The organism is Methanoculleus chikugoensis (assembly GCF_019669965.1).
Taxonomy (GTDB): domain Archaea; phylum Halobacteriota; class Methanomicrobia; order Methanomicrobiales; family Methanoculleaceae; genus Methanoculleus; species Methanoculleus chikugoensis.
On sequence record NZ_AP019781.1, the window covers coordinates 12749 to 34412 of the forward strand.

At 63.4% G+C, this 21664-nt stretch carries 22 protein-coding genes; 9 read left to right on the forward strand and 13 right to left on the reverse strand.

Annotated features, from left to right (window positions below; translation table 11 throughout):
• The first annotated feature begins 127 nt into the window (after positions 1-127).
• From MchiMG62_RS00065 to MchiMG62_RS00090, 6 genes are all read left to right on the forward strand, one after another.
• A complete protein-coding gene (locus tag MchiMG62_RS00065) occupies positions 128-967 on the forward strand; it encodes a class I SAM-dependent methyltransferase (protein WP_221057355.1) in 840 nt (279 codons plus the stop codon).
• 119 nt (positions 968-1086) lie between these two features.
• A complete protein-coding gene (locus tag MchiMG62_RS00070) occupies positions 1087-1938 on the forward strand; it encodes a phosphate ABC transporter substrate-binding protein (RefSeq protein WP_221057356.1) in 852 nt (283 codons plus the stop codon).
• Between the two features lie 45 nt (positions 1939-1983).
• Positions 1984-3927, forward strand: a complete 1944-nt coding sequence (gene pstA, locus MchiMG62_RS00075; protein ID WP_425331892.1) for a phosphate ABC transporter permease PstA — start codon at positions 1984-1986, stop codon at positions 3925-3927.
• The gene (pstB, locus tag MchiMG62_RS00080) at positions 3928-4689 is read left to right on the forward strand and encodes a phosphate ABC transporter ATP-binding protein PstB (protein ID WP_221057357.1); all 762 of its coding nucleotides are present in this window, start codon (positions 3928-3930) and stop codon (positions 4687-4689) included.
• Between the two features lie 9 nt (positions 4690-4698).
• On the forward strand, positions 4699-5349 hold the full coding sequence (gene phoU, locus MchiMG62_RS00085; RefSeq protein WP_221057358.1) for a phosphate signaling complex protein PhoU: 651 nt from the start codon (positions 4699-4701) through the stop codon (positions 5347-5349).
• 72 nt (positions 5350-5421) lie between these two features.
• Positions 5422-6888, forward strand: coding sequence for an RNB domain-containing ribonuclease (locus tag MchiMG62_RS00090; protein WP_221057359.1), 1467 nt, complete (start codon positions 5422-5424; stop codon positions 6886-6888).
• Positions 6889-6908: 20 nt separating this feature from the next.
• Here the strand turns inward: MchiMG62_RS00090 and MchiMG62_RS00095 are convergent, their stop codons facing one another.
• Entirely contained in the window at positions 6909-7604 is a 696-nt protein-coding gene (locus MchiMG62_RS00095) for a lactate utilization protein (protein ID WP_244987728.1), read from the reverse strand.
• 93 nt (positions 7605-7697) lie between these two features.
• The gene (locus MchiMG62_RS00100) at positions 7698-8279 is read right to left on the reverse strand and encodes a methylated-DNA--[protein]-cysteine S-methyltransferase (RefSeq protein ID WP_221057360.1); all 582 of its coding nucleotides are present in this window, start codon (positions 8277-8279) and stop codon (positions 7698-7700) included.
• A 135-nt stretch (positions 8280-8414) separates the two neighbouring features.
• On the opposite strand from MchiMG62_RS00100, the gene MchiMG62_RS00105 reads away from it, so the two are divergent.
• A complete protein-coding gene (locus tag MchiMG62_RS00105) occupies positions 8415-9050 on the forward strand; it encodes a VTT domain-containing protein (RefSeq protein ID WP_221057361.1) in 636 nt (211 codons plus the stop codon).
• A 68-nt stretch (positions 9051-9118) separates the two neighbouring features.
• On the opposite strand, the gene MchiMG62_RS00110 is transcribed toward MchiMG62_RS00105, so the two are convergent.
• The 3 genes from MchiMG62_RS00110 to MchiMG62_RS00120 all read right to left on the reverse strand — a co-directional run bounded on the left by MchiMG62_RS00110 (position 9119) and on the right by MchiMG62_RS00120 (position 12385).
• On the reverse strand, positions 9119-9430 hold the full coding sequence (locus tag MchiMG62_RS00110) for a hypothetical protein (RefSeq protein ID WP_221057362.1): 312 nt from the start codon (positions 9428-9430) through the stop codon (positions 9119-9121).
• A 237-nt stretch (positions 9431-9667) separates the two neighbouring features.
• Entirely contained in the window at positions 9668-11173 is a 1506-nt protein-coding gene (locus MchiMG62_RS00115) for a glutamine synthetase family protein (RefSeq protein WP_221057363.1), read from the reverse strand.
• A gap of 198 nt (positions 11174-11371) precedes the next feature.
• Positions 11372-12385, reverse strand: coding sequence for a M28 family metallopeptidase (locus MchiMG62_RS00120; protein WP_221057364.1), 1014 nt, complete (start codon positions 12383-12385; stop codon positions 11372-11374).
• Between the two features lie 223 nt (positions 12386-12608).
• Here MchiMG62_RS00120 and MchiMG62_RS00125 point away from each other — a divergent pair, with 223 nt between their 5' ends.
• The gene (locus MchiMG62_RS00125) at positions 12609-13040 is read left to right on the forward strand and encodes a DUF61 family protein (protein ID WP_221057365.1); all 432 of its coding nucleotides are present in this window, start codon (positions 12609-12611) and stop codon (positions 13038-13040) included.
• On the opposite strand, the gene MchiMG62_RS00130 is transcribed toward MchiMG62_RS00125, so the two are convergent.
• Complete coding sequence (locus tag MchiMG62_RS00130) at positions 13018-13284, reverse strand: hypothetical protein (protein WP_221057366.1); 267 nt, start codon at positions 13282-13284, stop codon at positions 13018-13020. The two genes, MchiMG62_RS00125 and MchiMG62_RS00130, sit on opposite strands and share 23 nt — an antisense overlap.
• Before the next feature lie 164 nt (positions 13285-13448).
• A complete protein-coding gene (locus MchiMG62_RS00135) occupies positions 13449-14111 on the reverse strand; it encodes a MerR family transcriptional regulator (RefSeq protein WP_221057367.1) in 663 nt (220 codons plus the stop codon).
• A gap of 58 nt (positions 14112-14169) precedes the next feature.
• On the opposite strand from MchiMG62_RS00135, the gene MchiMG62_RS00140 reads away from it, so the two are divergent.
• Positions 14170-14853 carry a M48 family metallopeptidase gene (locus MchiMG62_RS00140; protein ID WP_221057368.1) on the forward strand — a complete coding sequence of 228 codons (684 nt, stop codon included), beginning with the start codon at positions 14170-14172 and terminating at the stop codon, positions 14851-14853.
• A 490-nt stretch (positions 14854-15343) separates the two neighbouring features.
• On the opposite strand, the gene MchiMG62_RS00145 is transcribed toward MchiMG62_RS00140, so the two are convergent.
• The 6 genes from MchiMG62_RS00145 to MchiMG62_RS00170 all read right to left on the reverse strand — a co-directional run bounded on the left by MchiMG62_RS00145 (position 15344) and on the right by MchiMG62_RS00170 (position 21639).
• A complete protein-coding gene (locus MchiMG62_RS00145; protein WP_221057369.1) occupies positions 15344-16900 on the reverse strand; it encodes a PAS domain-containing protein in 1557 nt (518 codons plus the stop codon).
• 160 nt (positions 16901-17060) lie between these two features.
• Complete coding sequence (locus MchiMG62_RS00150) at positions 17061-17735, reverse strand: small multi-drug export protein (RefSeq protein ID WP_221057370.1); 675 nt, start codon at positions 17733-17735, stop codon at positions 17061-17063.
• A gap of 47 nt (positions 17736-17782) precedes the next feature.
• The gene (locus tag MchiMG62_RS00155) at positions 17783-18232 is read right to left on the reverse strand and encodes an FAD synthase family protein (RefSeq protein WP_221057371.1); all 450 of its coding nucleotides are present in this window, start codon (positions 18230-18232) and stop codon (positions 17783-17785) included.
• Positions 18229-18600, reverse strand: coding sequence for a Mov34/MPN/PAD-1 family protein (locus tag MchiMG62_RS00160; RefSeq protein WP_221057372.1), 372 nt, complete (start codon positions 18598-18600; stop codon positions 18229-18231). Before MchiMG62_RS00160 ends, MchiMG62_RS00155 begins: the two co-directional genes overlap by 4 nt.
• A gap of 90 nt (positions 18601-18690) precedes the next feature.
• A complete protein-coding gene (locus MchiMG62_RS00165; RefSeq protein WP_244987729.1) occupies positions 18691-20010 on the reverse strand; it encodes a fasciclin domain-containing protein in 1320 nt (439 codons plus the stop codon).
• 204 nt (positions 20011-20214) lie between these two features.
• Complete coding sequence (locus MchiMG62_RS00170) at positions 20215-21639, reverse strand: DUF4346 domain-containing protein (protein WP_221057373.1); 1425 nt, start codon at positions 21637-21639, stop codon at positions 20215-20217.
• Positions 21640-21664: the final 25 nt, after the last annotated feature.

Consider the following 21664-nt stretch of genomic DNA (forward strand, 5'->3'; position numbering starts at 1 on the left):
TACAGGAGAGTATAGGGAACCTATAGATCCCGGATTTTCGCTCGACCGGGTACCGGAGCTAGTTCCGGGTCGGTCGGACCTGCTGCAAAAACAGAACGATTATACCACGCCGGGGAGAGAAACGCCCATGCATCGGATCATCGACTGGAACGAGCTCTGGAAGGCGATATACGCAAGTTCTCCCGACCGCGTCGAGAAAGGCCACGATCCAGCCGCTCACTGGAACAAACGCGCTGCCGCCTACCGCCGGGCCACCCGTGACGAGAAACGGGCGACCGAGCAGGAACTCGCGATCCTGGATCTCGCGGCCGGCGAGACCGTGCTCGATGTGGGTGCCGGAACGGGGAGACTGGCCGTGCCGATTGCCCGGACCGCCGCCCACGTCACCGCCCTCGACCCCTCGGAGGGCATGCTCGCCGTCCTCCGGGAGCAGATGGCCGCTGCGGGGCGTACGAACTACTCCACGATTACGTTGCGCTGGGAAGATACGGTGATCGGCAGGGATGTTGAACCCCATGACGTCGTCGTCGCGGCGTTCTCGCTCGGGTTCTACGATCTCGACGCCGCCCTCGAAAAACTCGACGCCGCGGCTCGCCGGGTGGTCTATCTCTTCTGGCACGCGGGCGAGTGGCGGGATCCCGACGAGATGGCGCTCTACCGGGCGGTCTTCGGGGAAGAAGCGACCATGCGGAAAGGCTACCCGGACTACATCTACCCGGTCAACATCCTCCACGACGCCGGGATCTACCCGAACGTCCGGATCTACCGTGCTGCCTGGGACGCGGTCTACGACTCCGTCGAAGATGCCGCCGGGGCCTGGGCGGCGATGCACAACCCCGGGATGGAGGATCTCTCGCCGGTCAGGGACTACTTCGCCCGGGTGCTCCGCACGACCGGGTCCGGGAAGTACGTCGAGACGACGGTGCGGCCGACCGCAGCGGTCTGGTGGGAGAAGGTGGACGGCTAGGGGTACAGCCCCTCCACAGCAGGCGCCTCTCAAGAAAAACAATACCGCTATTGTGACTATGGAGTCGCCTGTACCTGACGTCGAGAACCAATATACCTCATTGTAATCTCGTTCATACCATGACAGGAAAGAGTCTGTCTGGTACGACCACGGTTGCCGTCGCCGGCATCCTCGTGGTTCTTCTGATGATGGCTGGGTGTCTCGGCAACGATCAGACGGCCGCACCGGAGCGGATCACGGTAACGGGGTCGACCACCGTCATGCCCATCGCCGAGCAGGCGAGAGAAGCGTTCGAGGCACAGGACGCCTCCGCGGAGATCATGGTGAGCGGAGGGGGCTCGAGCGTCGGGGTCAAGGCCGCCGGTGAGGGCACCGCAGACATCGGCATGTCCTCACGGGACCTCAAACCCGAAGAGACCGCAGGTTACCCGGATCTCGTCAAGCACCACATCGCCGATGACGCGATCCTCCTCATCGTCAACCCGGGAAACAGTGTCGAGAGCCTCACGCTTGATGAGGTGCGGGGCATCTACAACGGCACCTACACGAACTGGAACCAGGTCGGCGGGTCTGAGGCGCAGATCGTCGTTGTGGGAAGAGACAGTGCATCGGGAACACGGGAGTTCTTCTCCGAGTTTGTCATGGATGAGGAAGACTTCACCAGGACCCAGGAGGAGTTCAACTCGAACGGCGGAATCCAGCAGAAAGTCTCCCAGACTCCGGGCGCGTTCGGCTACGTCGGCCTCGGCTACACCGAAGGCGTGAAGCCGCTCGCGCTGGACGTCGGCGGAACCAGCGTTGAGCCCACGCTCCAGAACATCACGGACGGGACGTATCCCATCAGCCGGCCGCTCTACATGCTGACGAACGGAGAGCCTGAGGGGCTTGCGCAGCGGTACATCGATTTCATCCTGAGCGCGGAAGGCCAGGAGATCGTAGCGAGCGAAGATTACATCCCGGTGCGGGGATGAACGGGGTAACGCCCCCATTTTTTTGAGTGCTACGGCGGAGTGCTGATGGCAAAAGGTTTCAGCATACGGGCCCGGTGCCAGAACTTCGGGTGGCCGCGAGATCGCGGAACGGGAGAGATCGGCAGGCCGATCATTGGAGCGAAGAGGCGGTTTGTCGATCGGGCCGTCGGCAAAATGCTCTTTTGTGCCGCGCTGGCCGCGATCGTCGCAGTCTTCTTTATCATCGTCTTCCTGCTCCGCGACGGCTACCAGATCGTTCTCGAGACAGGTCTCTGGAACTTCCTCGTCGGTGCGGAATGGAACCCGACCGGCCTGAATCCGGCCTACGGGGTGTTTCCGCTCATCACCGGGACGATCCTGGTTATGGCGCTCGCGATGGTCATCGCTGTCCCGCTCAGCATCGGGAGCGCTGTCTTCATCGCAGAGATCGCCTCTCCGGGGATGAAATCAGTTATAAAACCCGCTATCGAGCTGCTGGCCGGCATTCCCTCCGTCGTCTACGGATTCTTCGGCCTGATCCTCCTGACCGACTGGATACGTGTCGTATTCGACCAGCCGTCGGGGTCGAGCTGGCTTGCAGGCTCGATCCTCCTCGCGATCATGGCCATACCGACGATCACGAGCGTCGCCGAGGATGCCATCAGTTCGGTCCCGAGAGAGTTCAAAGAGGGCAGCCTCGCTCTCGGGGCAACGCACTGGCAGACGATCCGGAGGGTCATCGTGCCCGGCGCGCTCTCCGGCATCAGCGCAGCGATCATCCTCGGGATGGGGCGCGCCATCGGCGAGACGATGGCGGTGCTGATGGTCACGGGGAACGCCGCCGTCATCCCGGACCCGATCTACGACGTCTTCTCCCCCGTACGGACGCTGACCGGGACGCTGGGCATCGAGATGGGCGAGGTCGCGTTCGGAAGCACGCATTACCATGCGCTCTTCGGTGTTGCGGTGGTCCTGCTCTTCACCACGCTCGCGATCAACAGCGCGGCACGGGTCATCATCACCCGGATACAGGGAACACAGGGTACGGCACGGCCCACGCCGTCCGGGCGGGTGAAGGCCGCGATCCTGCACTCCACGCCGTATCAGGCTATTACCGGGGCGGCCTCACGCATAACCCACGCCGTATCGGCGCCGTTCGGAAGGCTTCTCCCCCCGAGGGCCTCGCAGCGATGCGCGTTCCTCCTGGTATCGCTCTCGGTCGCGATCGTGATCGCGGCTCTCGGAGTGATCCTCTTCGAGCTCGTCGTCAACGGAGCCGGAGCGATCTCCTGGGAGTTCCTGACCGGGTCGCCGAGAGATCTCGGGAGAGCAGGAGGAATATTCCCCGCGATCGTCGGGACGTTCTACCTCGTGGGAGGAGCTCTCGCTATCGCCCTTCCGCTCGGGATCGCGACGGCCGTCTATCTCGTCGAGTACACGGCCGAGACCCCGCTGACGCGGAGCACCCGTACCGCGGTGGACCTGCTGAACGGAACGCCGTCCATCGTCTTCGGACTCTTCGGGTTCGCGTTCCTGGTGCTCTTTATGGGCTTCGGGGTCTCGCTGATCGCCGGACAGATCACCCTCGGCCTGATGATCCTCCCGATGATCATCCGGACGACCGAAGAGGCGCTCCGGTCGATCCCCGGCTCTCTCCGGGAGGGAAGTTACGCTCTCGGCGCCACAAAGTGGCAGACGATCTGGCGGGTGGTCCTTCCCCCGGCACTCCCCGGGATCCTCACCGGAGCGATCCTCTCCATCGGGCGTGCTGCAGGCGAGACGGCCCCCATCATGTTCACGGCAGCGATCTTCAGCAGCAGATTCCTGCCGTCGTCGCTCACGGAACCGGTGATGGCGCTCCCATACCACCTCTTCGTCCTCACCACAACCGTTCCGGGGGCGGCCACGCAGAGTTACGGGACCGCGTTCGTGCTCCTGCTGCTGGTCCTCACGATCTATCTCGCCGCGATCCTGGTTCGGCGGCGATACCACCGGGCAACGGTGATGTAAATGACTGGATCCACGATCCTCGAGACGACAAACCTCAACCTCTGGTACGGGCAGAAGCATGCCCTCATCGATATCTCGCTCCAGATCCCGAAGAATAAGGTCACGGCGCTGATCGGACCGTCGGGATGCGGGAAATCGACCCTGCTCCGGTGCTTCAACCGGATGAACGACCTCATCGACTCCTCAAGGATCACCGGAGAGATTCTCTTTAACGGGAACGATATCCACGATCCCCATGTGGACGTATACGCGATCCGCGAGAAGATCGGCATGGTCTTCCAGAAACCCAACCCGTTCCCGAAGAGCATCTACGAGAACGTCGCTTACGGCTCCCGTATTCATGGGGTGGGCGATAAGAAGGAACTCGACCGCACCGTCGAGGAGAGCCTGAAGGGGGCCGCGCTCTGGGACGAAGTGAAGGACCGCCTCCACGAACCCGCGCTCTCCCTCTCGGGCGGACAGCAGCAGAGGCTCTGCATCGCGCGATCCCTTGCGGTCGGGCCGGAGGTGATCCTGATGGACGAGCCATGCTCCGCCCTCGACCCCATCGCCACGGCAAAGATCGAGGACCTCATCGTCCGGCTTGCCCGGGACTACACCGTCGTCATCGTCACGCACAACATGCAGCAGGCGGCACGGGCCAGCGACTGCACCGGGTTCATGTACCTGGGAAGACTGGTGGAGTTCGACAAAACCACGAAGATCTTCGAAGATCCCGGTGAAGAACTGACGGAGAACTACATCACCGGGCGGTTCGGGTAGGGAGAACCAATGGTAACGAAATTTCATACGGAAATTGCGTCCCTGAAAGGGGATGTTCTCGCGATGGGCCGCCTCGCACAGGGTATGCTCCGGCAGTCGATGGTAGCGTTGAAGGCCCAGGACGTGACGCTCGCCGAGACGATCGGCGAGGAGAAGCAGAAACTCGCGGATTACGATGATGGGATCGAGCAGAAATGCCTGAGACTCATCGCCCTCAACCAGCCGATGGCAAAAGACCTCCGGACGATCGCAGCCTCGATGAAGATGATCACGAACCTCCACCGCATCGGCCGCTACGGGAAAGACATCACCATCGTTGTACCCGATCTCGCCGGGGCGCCGCACGTGGGAAACCTCGTCAGCCTCCCCCACATGGGAGAGGTCGTCGACGGGATGATCGCGGATGTGCTGGTCGCGTTCGAACGCGAGGACCTCGCCGTGATAGCCAATATCCAGGAGAGGGAGGAGGTCGTCGACGCCCTCAGGTACTCCATATTCCGCGAGTGCCTCACCTACATGATGGAGGACCAAAAGAACATCACGCGGTGCACGAACTACGTCATGATCGCCCGGTACCTCGAACGTTGCGGGGACCACGCGTGCAAGATCGCGGAGAAGGTGCACTACATGGTGACGGGCGACCGGATTGAGATCCGGTGATACGGACGACCGGCCGGTAACCGCCCGACATTCCCAAGTGGTTTTATACCCGCAAACGAATCTCTCAGAGAGATGCAGAATGAGCAGCCCGTGAACCTGAAGGGCATCGCGTGGACGGCGATGCAGCAGTACGGCTTCATCCCGGCCTTCCGGCCGGCCGTCCTCCGGGAGGTCGACGCTCTCGCCGAAGACGCCTTCCCGGATACCCCCGGCGACCCCCTCGATCTCCGGTCGCTCCTCTGGTCCTCGATCGACAACCACGACTCAGAGGACCTCGACCAGATCGAGGTCTGCGAAGAAGGATCGGGCGGTGAGATCCGGGTCAGGGTCGCGATTGCGGACGTCGACTCCCGCGTCCCGAAAGGATCGGAGACCGACCGGCACGCCGCCCATAACGGAACATCCGTTTATACCGGCGTAACGACCTTCCCGATGCTCCCCGACCGCCTCTCGGCGGGCATCACCTCGCTCCTGCCCGGCCGGGACCGGATGGCGGTCGTCATCGAGTATACCGTCCTTGCCGACGGGAGGACGCGGCCCGGCGAGATCTACCGGGCGACCGTCAGGAACCACGCGAAACTCGTCTACGAGGAGGTCGGCGACTGGCTGGAGGGGAGCGGCCCCGTTCCGGAGGCGGTCAGGGAGACGCCGTGGCTTGCAGAGCAGGTCCTCCTTCAGCACGAGGCCGCGGTGCGCATGAAGAAGCGGCGGACGGAGCAGGGAGCGCTCGCCCTTGAGACGATCGAGGCCGAGCCGGTCGTGGCGGACGGCCGGGTCATGGGGCTCGTCGTCCAGGAGCAGAACCTCGCCCGGTGCCTCATCGAGGAGTTCATGGTCGCGGCGAACGGCAGCATAACGGCGTTCCTCGCCGCCGCCGGTCTTCCCATGATCCACCGGGTCGTCCGCACCCCGAAGAACTGGGACGGGATCGTTCAAGAAGCGGAGGACCGCGGCGAGACCCTGCCCGACCACCCGGACGCCGAAGCGCTCACGCGATTCCTCATCCGGCAAAAGGCGGCCGACCCCGACCGCTTCCCCGACCTCTCCCTGACTGTCGTGAAACTGATGGGCGCGGGGGAGTACGTGGCGTTCCGGCCGGGAGACGAGCCGGTCGGCCACTTCGCCCTCGCGGTCACCGACTACACCCACGGCACCGCACCGAACCGGCGCTACGTCGATATTGTCATCCAGCGGCTGATAAAATCGGTCATCGACGGGGATGAATGCCCGTATACCTGCGAAGAACTCGACGACCTCGCCGCACGGCTCACCGACCGGGAGAAGGCGTCGCAGAAGGTCGAGCGCTACGTCCGGAAGGCGGCGGCTGCCGTCCTCCTCCGGGAGCGGATCGGCGAGACGTTCGAGGCGTTCGTCACCGGCGCCTCCGAGAAGGGAACCTACGTCCGGCTGATCGATCCGCCGGCCGAAGGAAGGGTCGTGCTGGGCGAGCAGGGGCTCCGGGTCGGCCAGCGGGTGCACGTCCGCTTGCTCGCGACGGACCCCTACAAAGGCTTCATCGACTTCGCGCGTACCGGATAAAGGGGGATCCCCTCCCCCATTCAGTATCCGAGCCGTTCCCTGATCAGGACGAGGGATACCCGCCCATCGGCGTCCTCCTTATCGAGGATCACGTGCTTGCCGATGTAACTTCCCATGCCGTAGACGTGCTGTGCCCGCTGGTTCTCGAGGGGCAGGCAGTACTCCCGGCACCGCCGGAGCGCATCGTCGACGGTCGGCACGATCTTGTTTGTCCCGGAGACGAGGATGAGGTGGGCCGCCGCGTGAGGCCACGCCCCCATCCGGCTCCCGGTCTTGTCGCACCCGACGACCTCGCCCGACTCGGCGATCGCCTGGACCCCGGAGAGGAAGTAGTCGGCGGCCACGCTCTTCCTGCGGAGCGCGTGCCGCTTCTTCTCATCGTTCTCGGCGGTGATGACCGCGTGGTAATCGCGCCACCCCTTCCGGTTCTCCTTAAGCGCCCGGTCAAACCCCATCTCGTTCATGGTCGTCGAGGAGCCGTACATGACCTCGGCCCCCTCCGGGATCAGGTCGATAACGGCCCGGAGCCCCTCCTCTGCCGTATCCACAAGAATCACCCTGATATTCCGGGATTCAACTGCTTCAGCCGTTCTTTTTATCGTCGCCTCGTCCGGAACCCGGTTCCACCGTTCCGTGTCCACCCCGGCATCCTTCACCAGGTTGACCGCACTGTACTCGGTGGGTTTTGCCATCTGCTGGCCGGTAACATCTGCCATCCAATCACCTTCAGGGACGGAGATACGTCATCCCACATATACCTCTCGATGACCCGGATCACAGAGAGGAGGCATACGCTTACCACGGGAGTTTCAGTACCAGACGTGGTCCATAAGCACCCGGCCGTCCTCGCGGAACCCGGTCCCCTCCATCTCAAGCAGCCTCCGCTTCATCTCAAGGCCGCCCTGAAATCCGCCCATCGCTCCGTCCGACCGCAGGGCGCGGCGGCAGGGGATGGCAAGAGGAAATGGGTTCCTGGCGAGTGCGTTCCCGACCGCCCGTGCGGCGCCGGGCACCCCGAGGCGCCGGGCGATGCGCCCGTAGGTGCTGACGTATCCCCGGGGAATGCCGGATTCGGCGAGGAGAACGCGCTGCTGGAACGGCGGGCGCCGGTCAAGGTCGAGGAGATCGATATCGAACTGCACATCCTTCCCCAGGAGGAAGGACTGTATCCCGGCGCTGAACGCCGGGACCTCTCCATCGCGGGGCTCCTCGACGGAAGGCATGCCCTCAATCATCATCGCATCGGATCGTGGGTCGCCGGGGAGGAGTATTCCATGTACCCTCGGCCCCGAGCGGGAGTGGACCCGGATGAGGCGGGCCTGACCGGATGCCGTCGCGATCCCGGCGACCACCGGCATCGTATCGGGCAGACCGTCAAGAGATCGATCCATGATCGGAGAAGACGATCCCCCGGCATCTCATTTTGTGGGAGGAAAGGGCTGTCCGTGACCCGGAGATAGCCCCGGTCAGGATCGGGTCGTACCGGCGCAACAGGTATATCAGGCACCAGCATAAAACAGGGGTAGATGTTTGAACAGATAGGGAATCTCATCGACGTCGTCATACACTTCGATGATTTTCTGCCGCTCGTCATCGAGGAGTACGGGACATTCGTGTACTTCTTCCTCTTCCTCATAATCTTCCTCGAGACGGGGCTGGTCGTCACCCCCTACCTTCCGGGCGATTCGCTCCTGTTCCTTGTAGGCGCAATCGCCGCACAGGGCAACCTCAGCCTCCTCCCCGTCCTCGCGCTCCTGATAACGGCGGCGATTGCGGGGGACACGCTGAACTACTTGATCGGGAGGGAGTTCGGCTCCCGGTTCCTCTCGCGGGGAATCCCGTTCATCAGACCGCACCATATCGAGAAGACCGAAGCCTACTTCGAGAAGTACGGCGGGAAGACCATTGTGATAGCCAGGTTTGCTCCCTTCGTCCGGACCCTGGCGCCGTTCCTCGCGGGGACCGGGAAGATGGACTACTCCAGGTTTATCCTGTTCAATGCGACCGGAGGGGTGTTGTGGGTCACGAGTTTCATCCTCGCGGGCTACCTCTTCGGGAACATCCCCCTCATCTCCGAGAACTTCAACCTTGTTGCTTTCGCGATCATCGCGGTCTCCCTGGTCGGCGTGGGTTCCATGATCCTCGATGTCAAACGGCTCTGAGATCCGCCGGGAAGAATGCCTGAATATTTTCTTCAGAATAGAGATCGGAGAATTTGTCTCAAAAAAGGTCAGGGGGCCGGTGCGGCCTCCACGGCTTGTTCTTCCTCTTCCATCGCTTCGCTGTCCCAGACAAGGGCGCTCTTCATCTCGGTCATGATCACCCTCGATCCCGGGGGAACCCGGATCGCGTCGCCGATATCCTCCGGAGCCCGCGCCCAGACGACCTGGTGCTTGACATCCCCGTCGGGCAGCAGCACCACAACGCTGTAGGTGTTCATGCCCTCCTCGGGAATACCCTCCTCCCCCGGGGTGATACGGTAACATGTAAACGTGACCGGGGCCGCTTCTCCTGCCGTGCTTTCTTCTGCTCCACCTCTCATACGCGTTCCTCCGTCACCCGGACGTGCGCGGCTCCACGAGGTCCTCAGGGGCATCCCCCTTCTCCGCCGGGAGCCCGGCGCCACGCCGGAGAGCCACCTCCTCTGGATCTCCCGGATATAATACCTTGCCCCTGCCGCGGCTCAGGCGGGAGGGGAGGTGTACCCGGACAGGGGTCCGGTGCCGTACCCTGCCGGCCGCTGGAAAAAAATAATCTATGGGAGGCGGAGAGGCGGCTCTCACGCGACGTGGATGTACCGGTCGACCAGTTCCCGGATCGCGTCGTTGTTGCCGTAGAGCCTCTCGCTCAGTCCCAGGTCGTCGAAGGCCTTCAGGGTAGAGATCCTGCTCTCGATCATTCCCGCCGGGAAGATCCCGTTCGACTCGAAGATCGCACGCTTCGCCTCGAGTGCCTCGGCCGACTCGACGCAGGAGGCAGGAAGCTGCTTGAACGTCGCGAGACGTTCCTTGAACTCGGGGCGGAAGATGTTCCCGCTGACATAGAGTTTCTCGGCCGCTTCGAGCGCGCCGGGCATCTCGATTCCGCGGAGCGCCGCCACGATGAGACCGGCGACGATCAGGTAGGGATCGGCCGATCCGTCGGCGACCCGGTACTCGAACGTCTGCTTTGAGGGGCGGTTCGGCCGATGACCGTTCTCGCCGGGGTTCGCGTCACGGGTCATGCCGTCGGCGCCGACCCAGCCGAGAGGCACCCGGACCACGACCGAGCGGTTGCGGTCGCCCCAGCAGACCGTCGTCGGCGCCTCCTGGTGGGGGACGAGACGGAGGTAGGAGGTCGGGATGGTGTTCCCGAAAGCCGTCAGGGCGTCGGAGGCGTCAAGGATGCCGGCGATCATCTTCCGGGCGAGCGGGCTCAGTCTGCCCTCCTCGACCAGCAGGTTCCTGCCGTCCTTCTCGACGAGCATGTGGAAGTGCATCCCGCTCCCGGCCTTGCCGACGGTGATCTTCGGGGCGAAACTGATCTCGACACCGTACTGGTTGCCGAGCATCCGCAAGACCCACTTCGCGACGATCAGCTGCTCGACCGCCTGCTCCACCGGCATCGGCAGGAACTCGATCTCGTGCTGCTCGTAGTAAGCGTCGTCGTTATAGAAGCACCCGACCTCAGAGTGGCCGTACTTGATCCTGCCTCCGGCGCGGGCGATCAGCCGCATCGCCTCGTCCCGCAGGTCCGCGAACTTGACGAAGGGTTCGGCCGAGTGGTAACCTTTCTGGTCGCGGCCGGGGTAGAGGTCGTCCCGCGGGCTGACGACGTAGTACTCGAGTTCTCCAAGGGTCTTGAAGGTGCACCCGGTCCGGCGGGTGAACTCCTCGTCCGCCTTGCGGAGCACGTACTCCGGCGCGCTCTCAAGCGGTTTCCCGTCGCTGTCGTAGAACGAGCAGAGGAACTCGAGTGTCGGCACCTCGGCGAACGGGCTCACGAACGCCGTGCGATACCGGGGGATGACGTAGAGATCGCTGCTCCCCGCCTCGATGAACGAAAAGAGGTTGCTGCCGTCGACGCGTTCGCCGTCCGAGAGGATGGTATCGAGGTGTTCCTTTGAAGAGATGACAAAATTGAGGGTCTTGAGTTTGCCGTCCTCGGCGGCGTAACGGAAGTTGACCATCTCAATTCCGTTCGCCTCGCAAAACCGTATCATGTCCTCTTTCGTAAATTTCGCCGGATCCTTCTTGAGAAAACGTACCAGCTCGTTGGGGTTCATCAGGATCTCAGAATCATTCATATTTTTTAAACGTTGGCTTTGACCGTATAAAAATGAGTCTTCGCCTCTCCGCATCCTGTCCGGCGAGGGTATCGCGCATCCGGATATACGATGGATAAAGAGCCGGATCGAGGATGGCAGCAGCCTCGCAGGGGTTGAAAACGGCAGCACAATCAGCTCACACCACCCGCGCGACGGATTACGGCTCCGTTCCGATCGCTAGCCCGCCCCGTCCAGCCTTCCTGAGAGATCCCACACCACCCTCAGGGCCTTCGAGATGGCGTTGCCGGCATCCTCTCCCCGGAACCCCGCCACCTCCGCGAGCACCGCAAGACCGAGCCGGGCGTTCCTCTTCGCGTAGTCAAACGATACCTGGTCGACGGTGTCGTCCGGGGTATGGGCCGGGCCGTGCCCCTCGCAATGGGTCGTCACGGCCGGGTAACCCCGGTCACGGAAGGATACGTGATCTGAGGTGCAGGAATGGACGTTCTCGGTCAGGGTGAAGTTCGTGGAGTAGAGGGTGTTATAGTCCGCCATGAGTGCCGCGACATCCGCGGAATGCTCGTCGTAGACGATATCGAGCACGGAGCGGTCAAGGGGATCGTAGCAGGACGAGTCGTAGTTGAGATAGAGCACGATCGGGGACGCCGCACCGGCGGCGTACTCGATGCTGCCGAGACGGCCGACCTCTTCGCCGTTCCAGAACGCGAACTGCACCGTCCGGTCGAACGAGTGCTCGCTCATAACCCGGGCAAGTTCCAGGACGATCGCGACGCCGCAGCCGTTGTCGGTGGCCCCGGGCGCGCGGGCGGGGTCGAGCGACTTGCTGTCGTAGTGCGCCCCCACCACCACGACTCCGTCGGAGGCGTCGCCCCCGGGGAGCGTGGCGACGATGGCATTGTGTTCGCCGCCCCGTGACTCCACCTCGAGCCCGGGGATGGCGGCAAGCCTCGCGGAGAGGTACGCACCCGCCTCCTGGTTCCCCTCGGTGCCGTATACCCGGGTCGAGAAGTTCTGCAGGTCGTAGGTCGTGTTCCGGAGTTCCGACTCGTCGATCTCTGCGAGCATCGCGGCGATCCCGGGGTCGTACTCACCCCCGGGCGTGCCGGTGGCGGCTGCCGGAGCGGCTGCAAGGAGAACTGCCATGCCGGTGAGGAGGAGAACGCAGAACGACGGCCCGTGAGAACGGGCATGCCGTCGGGTATGCTTTCCGTGCACTGAATCCTGTTTCATACATGATCACGCAGAACATGCCGAAAGGAGAGGGAGAGATATATACTTTCTCCCGGACGAAGAGGAGATTGCGATCGGAGAGAAGGGCCATCCCCGACCGGAATCGCCGGAACACGCCCCGGATACCCTTCATGGGAGACGCGGTTTCCGGGGCCAGGTATATATTGCATGGCAAAGAGAGGGGTCCTGAGCGGCCCAGAGGCGGATCGCGATAGGTGCATTCATGCCCGACCGACCATCAGCAGGCGACGAGTCGACCCTCTTACGATGGATGCGGCTTGAGATCGGCAGGATCAACGACGGGATCGTCTCGGAGCGTAAACGCCTCTCCCGGCTCCTCGCGGAAGAGCACCCGTCGTCCGTCACGAAGGGAGGGGACCGCTACGACTTTGACCGGGGCGTCCTTCTTCACCTGGAGAGGACACTCCCGGGCGAGTTGCAGAGACGGCTCCGGCTCCCGATCCTCTTCTACTTCGACTCGACGGTTCCGGACAGTTTCTTCCTCGGAGACGAGGCCGCGGTGCAGGCCCTCCAACACCTCGGGGAGATCAGTACCCTTAGGAGGATGCAGGGCGGAAGGCTCTGGATCGCAAAACCTCTCGTCTACGCCGTCATGAACCGGTACCCGACGGTCATGCAGGTTGTGATGGGGTAGGGGAACCGTCCCCCACGGAAAAGAGGATGAACGTCTCCCCGGCACCCGACAGGATACCCGCCGCCTGGTGGCCGACGATCGGATACGCAGCCGCTGAGACACCCGGCGGCAGATCACCGGCATACCGGCCCTCGGTGATCGGCGGGACCTCGCGAGACGACCGATCCTGTGTTCCAACGACGATACAGGCTATCAACCCGCCGACAACCAGTGCCTGAATGACGACGGTCAATATTGTGGCCATCTGCTGCTGGGAGATTCTATCACCCCGCGTGCCGGAGGCGGGGATGATATTTATATTTTGCTATTTTTATTACGCCGAATAATATATATTGCTACACATATGTTGCACGGTAGCGAAGGAACGGCAACCGGACATTCGGTGACCCGGGCGGTACACGCACGGCATCAGCCGGAACGGCCCGGGGACTGGCCGGAACCGCCCTTCTTCGCGACCGTCCTCCGGAACCGCTCAAAGACCGGGCGGGTGACCTCGTCCATCTGCCGGTCGAAGTAGTCGACCCATTCCGCGACGAGGGCGAGCTGCTCCTGCTGCGCGGAGAGGCGGCCCTCAAGGTCGTCGACGGTCTTCCGGAACCGCTCACCCTCCTCGGCCCTCAGTTCGCGCTCCTGCTCGAGTTCCTCGACCAGACGGGCGATCCGGCGCTCCTGCCGGGCCAGCGTATCCCGCATCACCCCGAACTCGATCACCACCTCGGACGGGAGCGGGGCGGCTGTCCGGCCGATCTCTTCCGCGGGTTCTTCAGGTGGGGCCCGATCTTTTCCCGATCTAACCTCGTCGGCGATCTCCTCAGGCGAGAGCCCTCGCCCGGAGAGCTCCGTGAGTTCCCGGACGATCGCCACAGCCTTCTGCGGGAAGAGCCGGGCCCGCCCGATCGTCCGGTAGGTAAAAAGGCTGTCGTAGGCCCGGATGAGCGCCCGGACATCCTGCTCCGAAAGCCCGGTGAGGTGCGCGATATCACCGATCTTCAGTTCCTTCTCGTGCATGCTGCCATCCTCGCGCCCGCCTGCATCCCGGGGCGGGAGCCCTACGTAATTCTTTGTCGTCATCAGGTATAGGTACATGCCGGATCACGTTTTTTCCCGCCGGCGCCCCATTACTGGTATCATGAACCGGGGAGAGAGGGAGAGCAGCGCGGGCAAAACGACCATTGTTCTGAAGGCGGTGCGATCCGCCCGCCTCCAGGTGCGGCCGGACGGAACTCTGCGCGTGGTCGCCCCCCCGTCGTTCGACGTCGAGGGGTTCCTGCAGCGCAACGCGGCCTGGATAGAGAAGCGGCGGCGGGAACTCGACCGGCTGGCCGCCGAAGGACGCGGGCGAGAGGAGATGCTCCTCCTGCACGGGCGGTTCTGCCGCGTGGTTCCGGGCGCGCGGTTCGCGGTCGACGAGGCCGCGGGAACCGCCGCCTTCCCGTCCGTCCCCGCTCTCCGGCGAGGACTCTCCCGGATGCTGAAGAAGGAGGTGCTCGACCGGCTGGTGGCCTGCCCGGATCTCGCCGGCCGGTGGCAGGGGCGGATCGCGGTGAAGATGCAGAAGACGCGGTGGGGGAGCTGCTCGGCGCTCGGCAACGTAAACGTCAACCTGCGCGTCGTAGCCCTCCCGGAGACGCTACGCGAATACGTCGTCGTCCACGAGGCCGCCCACCTCCGCGAACAGAACCATTCGGAACGGTTCTGGCGTCTCGTCGGCGAGCATTACCCCGATTACCGGGCGGCGGAAGCCGAACTCCGCCGCTACTGGATCATCCTCGAGCGGAACCGAGTATGGAAGGCGCTCGGAGAGACGGGGTGAGGGGTATCAGCACTTTGCTACAGTTCTGAGGATCCTCCGAAGGCCAAACCATCGACCTGCCCATCGGCCAGTCGCACATCGCACCTGCGGTGCTCATGCTCCGGTTCTTACGAACCGTCGCACCCTTCGGGAAAGTCGTCCTTCGCGTGAGGCAGTATCATTATCTGCACCTGTTGACTCACGCGAAGCCGCGAAGGACGCGAAGATCGGTGTAATTACCTGTAATTCCCTTCGCGGCTTCGCGTTCTTCGCGTGAGACTGTATTATTAATCCCCAGCAAGTAACTCACGCGAAGTGCGAGCGAAGCGAGCTTGAGCACCGTAGGCGCGAGCCGCGACTGTCCGCAGGACAAGAGCGTGAGAAGCCGTAGGCTTCGAGACGCGAAGAGCGCGAAGGCCAGTATCAGGGTTACCACCAGCTCTTCATTACGGCATTGCGTGAGACTGCATCGTTTGATGTCAGGTATCAAAATTAGCGAAGTATTGGGATATCAGGAGTACCTCCGCCAGAACGTGGAGAGTCTCCTCGACTCGCCCCACCGTTCGTCGAGCTGGTCGATGATCCCGTTGATCCGCTGCACCTGCTGGCGGATCTTCTCCCTCGTCTCGGCATCGTCGAGCAGTTCGGCACGCCCCATGATCGCCTGGAGCGGATTCCTTATATGGTCGGCCAGCAGGGCGAACTGTTCCATGTTCCGCTCGATCTGAGCGTAGGCTTTTGATTTCAGGTCTTCGACCTCTCTCTGGGCGGTGACGTCTCTCGCGACGGTGACGACCCTCGCGACCTCGCCGTGCTCGAAGATCGGGATCCGTATCTCCCGCAGAACCATGGCCCGGTCGCCCGAACTGAGCGACCGCTCCGACGTCAGCGGCCGACCGGTCCGGATGACCCGGTCGTAGAGCTGCCGCGTCGCGGGGGGGAAGAACGGCACGACGGTGAAGAGATCCTTCCCGACGACGTCTGTTTCAAGTCCGAGGTCTTCGCACCAGGTGATGAAAGCGTCGTTTGCGAGAAGAACGGTGAGCTGGGTATCGACGACGGTAACGGTGTCGGTGATGGCGTCGAGGACGATCTGGTAGAGGCCCTCCGACTCCCGGAAGATGTACTCGGACTGCTTCCGATCGAGCGCTCCCGCGATGATGTGGACGGCCGCAGAAAGAAGCGCCACATCCTCGTCCGAAAAACAGGCGCCGTCGGCATCCAGATCGTACCCGACGAAGCCGACGACCGCTCCGTTCAGCCGGAGAGGGATCATCAGGGCCGCCGTAGCGCCGTGCCGCTCCAGGAGCTCGCGCTCTACCCTATCCGGCCGCCCGTCCCCGGACACCCCGTTCACGATCACGGTCTCGCCTTTGAGAACCCGCACGGCCCACCGGGGCGGATCGTCCTTGAGGAGGGTGTGCAACTCGCCCCGCAGCGGAACCAGACCCGCACGGCACCATTCGTGCGTCGCGCCGAGATGCGTCCGCGGGTCGTTGAAGAGAGCGAGATAGACCCTGCACGCCCCGCACGCGCGGCCGAGATCCTCGAACGAGTCGTCGATCGCCGGATCGATCGCCGCCGGGTCTATGAACCGGGCGGGCATCGACGCGACGGCCCGCTCAAGGCTGCGGCGGGGATCGGGTGCCTCTTCGCCCCCGCGTTTTGCGCCGGTCTCGATGCAGGAGAGGAGGAGCCAGACGTCGGCGGTCCCGGGGTCGCGGACAGTACTGAGCGCTATCCGGGAGGAAAACGAGGAAGCGTCCCTCCGCCGGGCGGCAACCGTCCCGGTCCACCGTCCGGCGGAGAGCACACGGTCGATGCAGTCCCGCGCCTCTTCGGGGGAGAGCCAGAGCCGGGTCACCGGTTTTCCGACCACCTCAGAGAGGTCGTACCCCCACATGGCGAGGAGCGAAGCGTTGGCAAAAGCGATGCACCCCTCCTGATCGACGATACAGATCCCGGAGAGCGAGGTCTCGATCACCTGCTGCAGCATCGCAGCGGTGATGCCGGGCGTCGTGTGGTGGGTTTCGCCGGCCTCCAGGCGGCTCGTCGTATTCAAATCCATATTCAGACCGTCCGGGGCGACCGACAAAGGCCGCCCCCTGGCCGTTCCGGGGAGTGGCGGCATGCGACCCCTCCGGATAGCCTGGATGATTAATCCCCGAGCCCGGTATTATAGCTTTTCGTTTACGCTGCGCCGGCGCCCGTCCCATAACCCGCCGGGATCAGGCGTCCGCTTCAGGCCTCCGCGAATAACTCCGGTAGGTCACGAGAAGAGCGGTGCCGATCAGGAGGAGGACGGCAAGCGAGACCCAGAGCCCGGCCCCAGGCGGGATGAGGTGCACGACGTAGTCGATGCCGAGAGCGATGGCAAAACTGCCGATGATGCCGCCGACAGTGATGCAGGCGAGGACCTCCGCCTTCGTCATCCCGAGCATTCTTCCGACGATGGAGCCGACGATGCTCCCCGACCCGTCAAAGGGAAGAGCCACGAAGGCGATGAGACCGACGAAGTAGAGCCGCTCAAGCCACGGCCGCCGGTCGAGGAAGGTCCGGCCTGCCGCCGTGAAACGGCTGACCCAGGGGCCGACGTAGGGGATGCGCAGGACCAGCGGAAAGTTCCAGGCCATAAAGAGCCCGCCGGCGAAGTCCAGGAACGCCAGGGTGAACGCGGCCAGCCACCACGGAATCCCCCAGAGGATGCAGACCGGGATGATCGTCTCCCGGCCGAGCGGCGGAACGATGTAGGCGACCATCATCCCGAAGAGCAGGAGCCACTGCTCCGCCGGGAGGAAGAACCATACGACGGCAAGAAAGAGCCCGCAGAGCAGGAACGGAACCGAGACCTTCAGCCCGCTCGTCGTATCGTCGTCATCGTCCCGGATACCGATCTGCCGCATGAATCGCCGTCACCTGCGGGTGGTTTCCCCGTGTTCCGGGTCCGGAGTCACTCCTCGCCGGGAGAGCCGGTGGGACCCGGAGGAGCCCGGGTATTCAGGACACGCTCGATGATCTTCGACGAACTGGCAAGCGATCCGGGATACCCGGGTATCCTGACGACCTCCGCATCGAGCCCTCGTTCCCGGAGCCTCTGCCGGAGATGCTCCTCATCGAAGTGCTGGTTAAACCCAAGCGTGATGATCTCGGGCCGGATCTCCGCTATCGGCCGGAACATATCGTGGAGGTCACCGAGGAGCGCATGGTCGACCGGCTTTAATGCCCGGACCATCCGGAGCCGCTGGTCTTCGGGGAGGATCGGCCGCGGCTTATGCTTCACGTTCGCGTCCCGCGCCACGATCACGGAGAGCTCGTCGCCGAGGTTCCGCGACTCCTCAAGGTAGTAGAGGTGTCCGGGGTGGAGGATGTCGAACGTCCCCGTTGCGACCACGCGGATCACTCGACCACCTCGAGGTGTGTCGCGCTGCCGTCCGCCCGGTAGCACCGCCAGTCCCGCTTCCCGTAGGGGTAGCCGACGATGATGTGGTACCGCCCCACCGTGGGGAAGAACCTGAGATCCGCCGCCGACGGGGAGAGGACGCCGTTCGGGTGGCTGTGGGCGCTGCCGGCCTGGTGGGTGTCCAGCGGGAGCATACCGATGAAGAACGAGGCGCTCTCTTCCCCGACGATGGTGCCGGGAACCAGGTCGAGGTCCCGGATAACGCCGTCCCGTTCCCGCAGCACGGCAACGAACTCGTCCGGATAGTGTTCCTTGCCGAGCTCGAGGAGCATCGCAAGCAGATCCCTGCTGATCCCGCGTATGACCATTCTTCTGAATAGTAGGGAAGGAGGGGACATAAGTCCTCGCGTTGAAGATACATGCCCGGGCCGCGGGGGTCTTCGCGGAAAAAGGATCGGTTAAGGGATAACCCGTTGTTTTTCTGCCGGGGCCTCCGGGGTTATGTTCCCGGTCACATTCTCAACCAGGGTTACGTTCTCCACCGGGGTTATGTTCCCCTCAACGGTGACGTTCACCGTCTCGAACGCAAGCGGGATGAGCGGGGTGTGGTCGTTGTTGACGGCCTGGACCGAGAAGTTGTGCTCGCCCGCCGTCACGTTCTCCCAGGTGTGGGTGAGGTTCGTCGAGATGACGTAGCCGCCGGTCTTGGGGATAGCAGGCGCGCTCTCGTTCGTCGGCACCACGGCATCCAGGTAGTAGTGCAGGTGCCCCTCGCCCGGCGCGTTCGGCTGCCCGGTCGGCTCAACCAGCGTGAAGTTCGTGACGTTCACGCTCACCGTGACGTTCCCGGCAGCGACGCTGGCGCCCTCCATGGGTTCGACGATGGTGATGTTCGCTTCAGTGGTCGGGGTCACGTTCTCTGCCGGGATGAGACCCTCCGGAACGAGAACCATATCGATGACGTGGACGATGCCGTTCTCGGCGGCAACGTCGGCAGTGACGATTGTGGCGTTCTCTACGGTGAGGTTGCCGTCGACCGCAGTGACGTTGATCGTGTTCCCGGCAAGCGTATCAAGAGTCGTCATGTTCCCGGTGGTGTTTGCTGCCGCCATCAGGTCTTCTACGGTATAGTTCCCCTCCACCACATGATGCATCAGCAGGGCGTCAAGCATCTCCGTATCGTTGAAAATCGTCGTAAGAGTCTCGTTGCCGAGAGCCTCAAATGCGGCGTCGTCCGGGGCAAAGACCGTGTACGGGCCGCCGCTGGTAAGCACCATCTTCGCGACGCTTGCTCTATCCAGGGCATCCGCAAAGGTGGTCAGGTTCGCCTCGCCGGCGATCAGGTCGACCAGCGTCATGTTCAACGGCTCCTCGCCCGGGGTCAGGTTCCCGGTCGGCGTCGGGGTTACGTTCTCACCCGGCTCGACCATCATCCCCCCCGGGACGACGATCACGACCCCCTGCATGGGTGTCCGCCGCGTCGAGGCGTTGAGCGTACAGCCGTACGGATAGGTTCCCATATCGGCAAACGTGTAGTTGAACGTCTGGTTCTGCTCTATCGGCCCGGAGTCGAAGAGCCCGCCCGTGCTGGTGACGGTATGGCTTACCTCATCGTAGTCCGTCCAGGTTACCGTTGTATTGCCCTCGACCGTGAGCGAGGCGGGAACGTAATCCCCACCGCGTATATCGACGTCGGCGGTCGCCGCGAGAACCGGCAGGGCAACGAGCCCGATAGCCAGGACGGCTGCGATCCCGAGGATGGTTGAATTCATTCTCATGCAATCTCACCACAGTTACGTGTCCTGGCAGGGAGAACAGCCGCGATCATCCCGGAAGAGAACCGGGATGGTTCGGCACCGCTCGCCGCTGCCACGGGAGGGGAAAATAAGCACGCAGTTATATAAGTATTGTCATAAAATTCGGGATCGACACCCCCGGTCGTCCTCACACTCCAGATATGAGAAACTCCGGGAACGGGCCGCTCAGAACGGCCCGTCCTGTTCGAAGCTCCTGCTCATCCGGATGGCGAGTTCCGCCTTGAAGAGTTCTTTTCCGAGGTAGGCGGCGTGGTCGAGCCGGGAGAGGCTCCCGTTTGAAAGAAGCGTGTAAAAGACATCTTCCCACCGCTCTCCCCGCACGGCGCGACCCCTATGGACGGCAACGATCGAATCCCCTTCGATACCGATCCGGATGCAACCCAGGGGGTCGTAGACGATCTCGCCCGGCATGGGGAGTGCATCCTCGATGTTCCCGTACTCCAGCGGCGGTTCGCGACGCCGCCGCTTCTCCTTCAGGATCAGGAGGTCGAGCCCCAGATCCTTGGGGTACGGGCGATCCGTCGCGAGGGCCATCATCTCGGTTGCCCGCCGCATCTCCGCGATAGATCCGACTGTCTTGTCGCTGTGCTCGCTCGTGAAGACGACGGCGGCCCCGACCTCGTGCGCCATCCCGGCGAGCAGGGCGTTCGCCCCCGGAGAGTCGGCGTCGAGCAGTTCCACAACGTTGCCCGCCCCGAAGAAGAGCGGACAGCGAGCATCGGCAAACCCGGCGAGCGATTCCGTGAGCCCGGAACCCACCGGCTGAAGGAGGGGATCGGCGATCAGGCAGCGGATCCCGGCCTCCTCTGCAGCGGCAAGGTTCTCTTCAAGCGTTCGCTCACGCGGCACCACGACCGCTGCCGCCCCGGCATCCGCGACCGCCCGCCCGACGGCGGGGATATTCCCCTCGTGCAGGGAGAGCACCAGGTCGGCGCGGAAGAGCGCCGCCGCGATGAGATCGGGGTCCTGTGTATCGACGGCAAGCGGCCCCTCGACCCCCGCGAGGGAGGAGAAACACCGCGCGACGTCGTCCGGGGTCGCGTCGAACCCGAACCCCAGGTCGACGATATCCGCCCCGTCGGCAAAGAACCGTCGGACGTCGGCGAGGAGATCGTCGCGCCTGTGCGCATCCATGATCTCCGCGAGCACCTTCATCCTCGAACCCCCGCCGACTTTCACGCCGCGGACGATGAAGTCCGGCTCCGCTTCCGCTTCCCGCAACGCCACCCGCCGGCAGGCCTCCTCGCGCCGGGTCTCCGCGAGGAACTCGTCGGCGGGAACGGTCTTTGAGAGGGGGGCGGTCTCCAGCACCGAGAGAACCGGCACAAGATCGGCCGCATGCCGCGGGCCCCGGTAGACCGGGACGCCGGTCTCGCGCTCGACGTCGGCAAACGACGCGGTGCACATCCCGGAGACGATCGCCATATCGTAGTTACTACCGGCAAGCAGCCTCCGGAGTTCTCCGGGGGCAAGAAATGACGCAATTTCGCCGGTGATTACTACATCGATCTCATAGCGGTCCCTGAACCTTTCAGCCGCCGACTTCACGATACCGACCGTCGCCGATCCGGTCGGGAGGAGAATGCGCATACACTTCACTTATTACTCTGAGGAT